A 9,457-nucleotide genomic window follows, 5' to 3' on the forward strand; every position below is an offset into this window, starting at 1 on the left:
ATCCAGTCAGGTTACCGAACGAGCGCACCAAATCGATCCGCAAAACCGACTGCTCTCGCACATGAACCTGCGTCGCATGGATGCCGAAGCGCTGCGTGATTCGCTGCTTGCGATCGCCGGCCGACTGGACACCACGCCGGGCGGGCTCCCCGACACCGTCTCGATCGATCGCGACGGCTTGGTCAGCGCCAATGCGACCGACGGTGGCGGCTGGCGGCGAAGCGTTTACCTGCAATACCGGCGGACCGAGATTGCGACGATGATGGACACGTTTGACTATCCCCAAATGGGTCCCAATTGTTTGTCGCGAAACGTGTCCACGGTCTCTCCCCAGGCGCTCATGCTGATGAACAACGGCCGCGTCCGAGAGCTTGCCGCCGCGATGGCGGATCGCGTTGAAACCATCGTTTGTGACAAGAACAGCGATGACGAAGACTGCCTCGACGAAGCCACGGTCGAGACGGTTTACCAGTTGGCCTTGTCCAGATCTCCCAGCGATCGCGAACGGACACTGGGCACCGAGTCGTTGCAGCAGCTGCGGTGGGCTTGGGGAGACAATTCGGCCAAAGCACTGGAAACGTATTGCCACACGATCTTGAATTCCGCTTCGTTCCTCTATGTGGATTAAGGAATGAATCAGCCGACACAAAGCCGCCGTGATTTTTTTGCCCGAACCAGTGACGGCCTGCTCGGCGCCGCGCTGGCCCAGATGCTCGGTGCGGATTTCTTGGGCCAGAGCGCCATGGCGTCTGACGATGCACACACGCCCCACGGCAGCGGAATCTATGACCTGACTCCCAAACCCGTTCACCATCCCGCCACCGCCAAGTCGGTCATCCAGCTGTTCATGAACGGCGGGCCGAGTCAAATGGATCTGTTTGATCCCAAGCCATTGCTGGGCAAGATGGACGGCCAACCCTACCCGGGAAATGTCGAAGAGATCGGTAACACGGGCACGTCCGATGTCGGCGTCATGCTGGGAGGCAAATACAAGTTCGATCGGCACGGCGAGTCCGGGATGTGGATGGCGGACGTCTTGCCCCACACCGCACAGATGGCCGACGACCTTTGCATGATCCATTCGATGTGGACCGACCACCCCAACCACGACAACGCACTCTACAAGATCCACAGCGGTCGTCTATTCATGGGCTATCCGACACTGGGTGCCTGGACGGTTTATGGACTCGGTTCAGAGAATCAAAACCTTCCCGCCTATGTCGTGCTTTCCGATCCGCTGGGGCTACCGAAAAACGGCACCCGCAACTGGACCGCGGGATTTCTGCCGCCGGTGTACCAGGGAACGCCGTTTCGGCCCACCGGATCCCCGATCCTGAACTTGAAACCACAATTCGAGCAACCCGACGCGGTGACCGAAACGGCGCGGGACCTGCTGAAACAACTCGACCAGCATCATCGAAACGATCGCCAATACGACGCACAACTGGATGCCCGGATCCAATCGTATGGACTGGCCGCACGGATGCAACTTTCCGCCAGCGAGGCGCTGGACCTGTCCGGCGAAACGGCGGAAACGCTGTCGATGTATGGCGTGGGCGCCGCACCGACGGACTCCTTTGCCCGACGTTGCCTGTTGGCCCGGCGATTGGTCGAACGCGGTGTCCGCTACGTACAGATTTTTCTGGAAGAACAACCCTGGGACAGCCACGTCGACTTGGAAGACAACCACCGCGCCGCATGTGAACGCACGGACCGACCGGTCGCGGCGCTGCTCAAGGATCTCAAACGCAGCGGGATGCTCGATTCAACCCTGGTGATCTGGGGTGGCGAATTCGGTCGCACGCCCACGTCGCAGCGCAGCGGCGACCTCTACACCGGCCGCGATCACAACATGCAAGCCTTCACGTCCTGGATGGCCGGTGGCGGGATCAAGGGAGGAACCAGCTATGGAAAGACCGACGAATTCGGGCACAAGGTGATCGAAGATCCCGTCAGCGTCCACGATTTCCACGCCACCATCTTGCACGCCCTGGGACTGCACCATCAAAAGCTGTTCTTCAACAGAAGCGGCCTGGAAGAACGTCTGACCGGCGTTCAACCGCCGAGGGTCGTGCATGAAATCCTGGCGTGACGCGAGGAAGGCGTGACAGCGAATCATGTCGGCGCCCCGATCTTCCCGAAGGTGTCGCTGCGTTTCCTTCCGGCTACTCGCTTTCGTCCCTTCGGATACTGGCTTCCCTCCCCGCGGGATCCGTTTCACTCTGCCGCGTACAGGTTCGCAAAGTCAACCGGCCCCGTTGGCGACAGCACCAGTTTGCCGCTCGCACCGTCGGCGGCGGTGACTGAAACGACCGGTTGTCCGTTCAGATTCACGATGCGTTTGCCGTCTTTGGCGACCACTTCGATGCGGTTCCAACGACCCGGTATTTCCAAGTGTTTCGCATACGCCGGATCCGACAGATCGATTTGCACGTCTTCGCCCGCCTGGATCACGACGTTGCTGTCGGCTTCTTTCAAACGCACATCCACGACGAAGCTTGCGTGATCAAACGAACCCGTCGTCGTCAGTCTTCCCGTGGCCCCTTGGGTGGCATCAAACGCGAGCACCCAATCCTTGACGTTCCACCGAGACGCATCGTCCGCCTCCCAGCCGTTCAAGTTCAATCCGGTGTACAGCGAATGGTAGCCGCGGTCGGCGATCGCAATCTGGTCAGCCGGCACATCACCGCCGGGCAGTCCCTTGATTCGGACGTTGCGGTATTCGACCACGCCGCCCTCGGATTCCAAACAAATGTATCCCTTTCGCGGGACACAGTCCTTTCCGCGCGTGACGACCGTGCCGTTGACGGCCAGCGAGATCTCGCCGTCACGGCATTCGATCCGGTAGTGGTTCCACTGCGGACTCGGCTTGGAGAGATTCTCGGTCGGGAAGGCGCGGCTGCCACCACGTCCATTGATCGGTGTCATCGTCGCCCCGTGAATCGGAAAGATGTCACCGTGCGTGGTGTGGCTTCTGGTGTTGCCGTAGGCGTTCTCGAGCACCTGCACTTCGATCCCGCGATGGAACGGCACGCCACGCGCCGTGATGTCATCGGCCCAGACGAACACGCCGGCGTTTCCCCGTGGCACCAGATGCCGCCACTCCAGTTCCATCACAAAATTCTGGTACATCTTCGCCGTTCGAATCTCGCCGATCGGTTTGCCGGTACAGTACAACACGCCGTCGTCGAACCGCCATGTTTCTTCCGGCGTGTTGGTTCGCACCCAACCGCTCAATTCGGCGTCGGTGAACATCGGTTGGAATCCATCTTGTCCGAGCGCCGCTGAGTGCGACATCAGACCGTGCGAGAGAAATCCGAGCAGAAGGAGGCACGTGGGTGCAACCGAACGGTGCAGCTGATTCATGGTGTTGAACGTCGTTTCAGGTGAGGATGGTGGCGTGCGGTGCGCGTCCGCCGGGTAGGGACGATCATTCTAGCGGAAATCGGGCGTCCCGCTGTGGTGACCGGACGGTGTGATCGGACAGCGAGATCGGCTTTCCGCCTGTCGATTTTGATGCCACGGCAGGCAACGCTGTGAATCATTTATTCCCTGCGTTTGACGAGGTGTTAGCGGCAGGGCGCAAGCCCTCCGGTCCCTCATCGTTCCCGAAACACCGGAGGGCTCGCGCCCTACCGCTAAAAATTGCTTCACAGCGTGGCACGGCAGGTATGATGGACCTGCGGACGTTGCACCCTACGGTCAGCGTTCGAGCCTGCCCCGAAACACCACCCTCCATCGCCACTGCTTCCATGCCATTTCATGTCACGACGCGTCAACTGGTTTGCGTCACCGCCGTCCTCTCAGGATGCGTCTTCTGCTGCGGCACCGGCGCAACCGAACCGAAATCGGTCGACGCGCTGCCCAAACTGAAATACCAGCGTTGGAGCGGATCGATCAACGTACCGGACCCCGTTGCGATCAGCGTGGCGGACAACGGCGACGTCTACGTGACCCAAACCCAGCGTCGCAAGATCCAGGACCTGGACATCCGGGCGAATAGTGAGTGGATCCCCGATGACGTCGGTTTCAAAACGGTGGAGGAGAAACGCGCATTCTATCATCGCGTCCTGGCGATCGGTGGCGATCAAGTCGAAGCGGCCAAGCACGTCGAAGACGTCAACGGGGACGGCCAACACGATTGGCGGGATCTGACCGTGATCAGCGAAATGATTCACCGCCTGGTCGACACCGACGACGACGGAACGGCCGACACCATCAATCTGTTCGCAGACGATTTTAAAACCGAAGTGACCGGGATCGCCGCCGGCGTGTTGCACTGGGACGATTCGGTCTGGGCGACGATCGCGCCGGACGTTTGGAAACTGACCGACACGACCGGCGACGGACGCGCCGACGATCGCCAAATCATGGCAACCGGATTCGGACTGCACATCGCCTACGCCGGCCACGACATGCACGGCTTGGCGATCGGACCGGACGGAAAGATCTATTGGTCGATCGGTGACAAAGGGATCGCCGTGACCACCGACGATGGCAGACAAATCAGCTATCCCAATCAGGGCGGCGTCATGCGTTGCAACCCGGACGGCAGCGATTTCGAAGTGTTCGCCCACGGGCTGCGCAACGTTCAAGAATTCGCCTTCGACCAGTACGGCAATCTGTTCGGTGTCGACAACGACGCCGATAAACCGGGCGAAAAAGAACGCTTCGTTTGGATCGTCGACCAGATGGATGCCGGATGGCGATGCAATTACCAGTACCGTGGCGACGCGTACAACCCTTGGACGGACGAAAACCTGTGGCAGGTTGCCGGCCAGGACCATGCCGCCTACCTGGTCCCGCCGATTCAGAACTATGTCGATGGTCCGGCCGGTTTTAAATTCAATCCCGGTGCCGCCCTGTCAGCGGCCTACAAAGACTTCTTCTTTGTCACCAGCGCGCCCAATGGATTCCAATACGCGTTTCGCACCCAGCGCACCGGTGACTCGTTCCGAATGATCGATTCCCACACCATCGGCAGCGGTGATCCGATCGTCGGAATCGCATTCGCCCCCGATGGCGGACTCTACGGTGTCGACTGGGGTGGCGGCTATCCGTTAACGCAAACCGGCTCGGTGATCCGAATCGACGTACCCGATGAGACGCTCAGCGACCAAGACCGCGACAACCGCAAGTCCGTCAGGCACTGGCTGTCTCAAGAATTCAGCGAGCAACCTGACGAAGTCCTCGCCGGATTGCTTTCGCACGTCGATCAACGCGTTCGACTTCGCGCCCAGTTCGTGTTGGCCGCCAAGCAGCAGTCCGACACGTTGTTGACGATCCTGTCCAACCAGCAATCGGATCAACTTGCCCGCGTGCACTGCGTTTGGGGGCTGGGACAAATCCTTCGCACTGGCAGCGTCTCCGCCGGTGTCTTGGATCGTTTCCTGTCCGATCACGACCCGATCATCCGCTCGGTCACGGCCAAGACACTCGGCGAAGTCGATGCCGGTGATGCGGCGCTGTTGATACCGCTGCTGGACGATCCCGACCTGCACGTCCGCATCCACGCGGCGCTGGCCCTGGGACGCCGACCGACCGGCGCGGCGACGAAAACACTGCTCAACCTGGCCGCAACGCTGCCACGTGATCAGCACTACCTGCGGCACGCGATCGTCACCGCACTGGCCGCCTGCGCGACGCCGCAGCAATTGGCAGAACTTGCCGATGCGCCCTCGGAAAACGCTCGGATCATTGCCATTGTGGCGCTCCGTCGGCAAGGCCATCGTTCGGTCGCCGGCTTTTTGGATGATGCATCCGATTGGGTCGCCACCGAAGCCGCCCGCGCCATCCACGACGACCTCTCCCTGCCCGACGCCATGGAAGACTTGGCGGCCGCCTTGGACCAGGATCGCAACCGGACCACCGCGATGACCCTGCGCGCGATCAATGCCAACTTTCGGCTCGGCACCGAATCCAGTTTCCGGCGACTGTTGCGCTTCATCCAGGACGAAACCCGCCCCGCATCGGCGCGACTGGCCGCCTGTGAAGCCCTCGGCGACTGGCTCGATCCGCCGCTGTTGGATCGCGTCGATGGTCGCCGCCGAGACCCCGTGGCCGATCGAGCACTCGATCGTTCGGCGGCGTCCGATTTGTTGACGCGGTTGGTCGAAAGAAGCGACACGGCGATCCGCGTCGCGGCCGTGAAAGCCTCACGCCGACTGAAAATCCCGCTGTCGCCGGACGCGTTGATGGCACTCGTCCGTGACCGCCGATCACCCGAGCCATTGAGACTCGAAGCACTCGACACGCTCGCGACCGCCGATTCCGAGATCACCCCCGCTGACCGCGTCGATCTGCTGGTCGAACTGTCCGCCGCCCCCTCCCCTGCCGTCGCGGCGCGTGCGATCGAAGGACTCGCCGGATTGCACCCCGACAAGGCGATCGAGGTCATCGAGCAACAATTGGGAAGCCGATCGGTTCCGGTGCGACAGGCCTGCATCCGGTCGCTCGCCACGCTCGGCACCGCGCAAGCCGATGCCATGCTGGTGCGACTGGGCGAACAATTTGCAAAGGGAGCTTTGGCCGACTCGGTTCAGCTGGACGTTTGGCAGGCACTCAACTCGCGCATCGACCACTCCCAAGCCGCTCGTCAAACGCTGGAACGCATTGCGACGATACCGCAACTGGCAGAGATCACGTCACCGAAGTTCCGGGAATTCACCATGTGCCTTTCCGGCGGTGATCCGGCACGCGGCGAAACCATCTTCCGAACCGATCTACGCGCCCAATGCAGTCGCTGCCATCGAATCGGAAAGCAAGGCAGCGACATCGGTCCGGAATTGACAAACATCGCCAAGCAGCGTGATGCCAGTCACCTGCTTCGCGCGATCGTCTACCCCAGCGCCGACATTGAACCAAAGTACAACGCCCAGACATTGTTGTTGGCCGACGGCAATGTGATTCAAGGTGTCATCCAAAGCGAGGATGACACCACGACCGTGCTGATCAATTCGGAAGGCAAGGAGATCAAGATCCCGACCGACGAGATCGAAGACGTCGCCAAGACGAAGGTCTCCTTGATGCCCGACATGACCGCGGTCCTCAGCCCCGCGGAAGTCCGCGATTTGGTTGCGTATCTAAAAACGCGACGTTAAGTGCTTCCCCGCATCGACCTGCCGGGCTCGGATCAGTGATGGCCGTGACCACGGTGACCACGGTGGCTTCCGTGACCTGGAGAGTGAAAGTCGTAGTGGCCGGGAACGTAATCGAAGTGATTTCCGTGTGGCACCAGGGACGGCGGGTGGTAGTCGTAGTGAGGCCGTGCCGGATGGTACCCGCGATACGAACGATTGTAGTTGTAGGTCGGTCGGTACGAACGCCCATAGTAAATCGAAGGCCCGTACGACGGCCGGTAGCTACGGTACGCACCGTAATTGCCGTAACCATAATTGCCGATGCGGATGCTAAATCCGCCCGCCTCGGCTTCGTTTCCCGTTGGCATCAACACAAAACCGATTGCAAGCACCGGAATGCTTGCCCATTTCAATAAACGTGACATACGCTGCATCTCCATGAATGAGCGAAAGAGGGTCTGACGCCTGTTTCACGACGCATCCGGCGTACCAATCGGGCGACAATCAGACGCCGCGCGGTTCAAACCCCGTGAAACACGCTGCGAAACCGTCCGCCCCGGGTCGCAGATCAGCTGGCGAACGGAACTCAACGCGACATCAAAACGAACACACCTGACATCAATTTGAGTCAACGTCCTGAGACGGCCGCACGGGAGGAAAGAACAGAAGCGGGTTGGTCAAAAGATGGGTTGGTCAAAAAATGCGGTGGCTGAAAGAGGCTTCAGCCGATGGCCCAATACCGCTGAGTGAAGACCAACCGAGAGGCCGCTCGCGCTAACGCGATCCGGCTGATCTCAAACGAAGATCAGCCGTTTGGCGCGAGCCTACGGGCCCTAGCACAAGGAAACGATGCTTAACTTGGCGGTATCGGCCCCCTGGCCGATCTGCGTCACCACCATTTTTTGACCAACCCATGTTTTGACCCCCATCTCGCGGCACAGGTCCCATCGTGGGATGCCGCTCGTGCGATCCCGCTCCCCATCATCGCCGCCTTCCAAGATCCGCCTGCCGTCTACACAGTTAACCCTTGGCCGGTCCGCCACCGGACTCACAATACGACTTGACCGCATCCATGTCCGATTCGACGCCCTTGACCACCATGCCGCGAATCAAAGGGATCATCAGCCGGGCAAGAAACGTGTGGGGCCGAATGTCCATCTGCATCTTCAACTCGACGGCCTCGCCTACCTGCGAAACCGAGAACAGGGTATCCCAGATGGTGCCGCCGGCATCGGAGACCATCCGCACGCGATCGTTGTCAACGAATTCGGCGACCTCCAACTCGACAGACTGCTCGCGATCCTTCATCAATCGGGTTTCCCGGAATCGTGTCCCCACACCGTGCTGCTGCTCGGAGAGAAACTCCACGTCGGTGATGTGCGGCACCGCCTTGCGAAAATTGCGAACATCCGAAACGGCCTGAAACACCACCGTCAACGGCGCTTGAATCGTTCGCGTGGCGATGATTGAATTCATGGTCAGGTTTTCTCATTCACATCGCGTGGTACGGCATCCTTGCATCATAGCGGTCCGTCTTCGACGCCGCGCGCGTGTATCGACGACCAGGGAACGACGATTCGAGGGGCGACTTCATCATCCAAGCGATCGTACGATGAAATCATTCGAACGACCAGATTCCGCCCCCTGACGACCGCACCTGCATCCGGCAGGCTAGCCAGGAATTCACCGAGCACCCGGATTGCTTCCTCGGTGTTGCGACGCACCAGTTGATCGGTGGCCGGCCGGCCTGTCGATTCAAGCCCGTACGCGTTAGCGAGGGGCCACGCGGCGTCCCTCGCTGACGCGTCGGGCTGGCGTGATCGCGTTGTTGAATTCAGAACATCAACGGAATCGACAGGCCGCAACGCCAGCGGAATCGCCGCATGAATCGCCGTGTCGTCGTCGGGATCGAGAAAAAACACCACGCCGTAATGAATGAAGGGGTAACCGGCCATGAACTGTTCGGTCAGTTGATGCAGTGTCGTCTCCGGAGTCGACCACGCCTGGACCTGATCCGCGAGGGATGCCGCCGCTAAATCCGATGGCGGCGCGTAGGGGTTCACGTCTTGATTCGACGCACGCGTCTGGTGGCTCGCCTCGAGGGTCGCGGTGCCGCAACTCACCGGTTCCACCATCAGAAAACGTTCGTTGATCTGCCTGACCTTGCCATCCCAGAGCCACTCCAACGGTGATCTCCATTGCGCGGTCAACGCCGAGTACAGAAATTGTACGCCCATCAGCGCCATGACGATTGCAAATGCAAAGTCGATCCAATTCTCAGCACGCTCGAGTACTTGAAAAAACGCAACGGCAATGAAGATCACGCCGAGTAACGCGGCGGCCACACGAAAGGGCAGGCGTGCTTTCGTAACACGTCC

Annotated in this window: 7 protein-coding genes; 3 read left to right on the forward strand and 4 right to left on the reverse strand. The window is 60.3% G+C overall.

The window, feature by feature from the left end; genetic code table 11:
- Both ABX749_RS10860 and ABX749_RS10865 read left to right on the forward strand, forming a co-directional pair.
- On the forward strand, nucleotides 1-628 hold a 628-nt coding region (locus tag ABX749_RS10860; protein ID WP_372895997.1), incomplete at its 5' end, for a DUF1553 domain-containing protein.
- A gap of 3 nt (nucleotides 629-631) precedes the next feature.
- Nucleotides 632-2,092, forward strand: a complete 1,461-nt coding sequence (locus tag ABX749_RS10865) for a DUF1501 domain-containing protein (RefSeq protein WP_372895998.1) — start codon at nucleotides 632-634, stop codon at nucleotides 2,090-2,092.
- A gap of 125 nt (nucleotides 2,093-2,217) precedes the next feature.
- On the opposite strand, the gene ABX749_RS10870 is transcribed toward ABX749_RS10865, so the two are convergent.
- Nucleotides 2,218-3,297 (reverse strand): family 16 glycoside hydrolase, encoded by a 1,080-nt coding sequence (locus ABX749_RS10870; RefSeq protein ID WP_372895999.1) that lies wholly within the window; start codon nucleotides 3,295-3,297, stop codon nucleotides 2,218-2,220.
- Between the two features lie 455 nt (nucleotides 3,298-3,752).
- On the opposite strand from ABX749_RS10870, the gene ABX749_RS10875 reads away from it, so the two are divergent.
- Entirely contained in the window at nucleotides 3,753-7,100 is a 3,348-nt protein-coding gene (locus ABX749_RS10875) for a HEAT repeat domain-containing protein (protein WP_372896000.1), read from the forward strand.
- Between the two features lie 32 nt (nucleotides 7,101-7,132).
- Here the strand turns inward: ABX749_RS10875 and ABX749_RS10880 are convergent, their stop codons facing one another.
- The 3 genes from ABX749_RS10880 to ABX749_RS10890 all read right to left on the reverse strand — a co-directional run.
- A complete protein-coding gene (locus tag ABX749_RS10880; protein WP_372896001.1) occupies nucleotides 7,133-7,504 on the reverse strand; it encodes a hypothetical protein in 372 nt (123 codons plus the stop codon).
- A gap of 595 nt (nucleotides 7,505-8,099) precedes the next feature.
- A complete protein-coding gene (locus ABX749_RS10885; RefSeq protein WP_372896002.1) occupies nucleotides 8,100-8,555 on the reverse strand; it encodes an SRPBCC family protein in 456 nt (151 codons plus the stop codon).
- Between the two features lie 44 nt (nucleotides 8,556-8,599).
- Nucleotides 8,600-9,457 (reverse strand): hypothetical protein (locus ABX749_RS10890; protein ID WP_372896003.1); only part of this gene is annotated, 858 nt, incomplete at its 5' end.

The organism is Stieleria sp., assembly GCF_041595215.1.
In the GTDB taxonomy this organism is placed as follows: Bacteria; Planctomycetota; Planctomycetia; order Pirellulales; family Pirellulaceae; genus Stieleria; species Stieleria magnilauensis.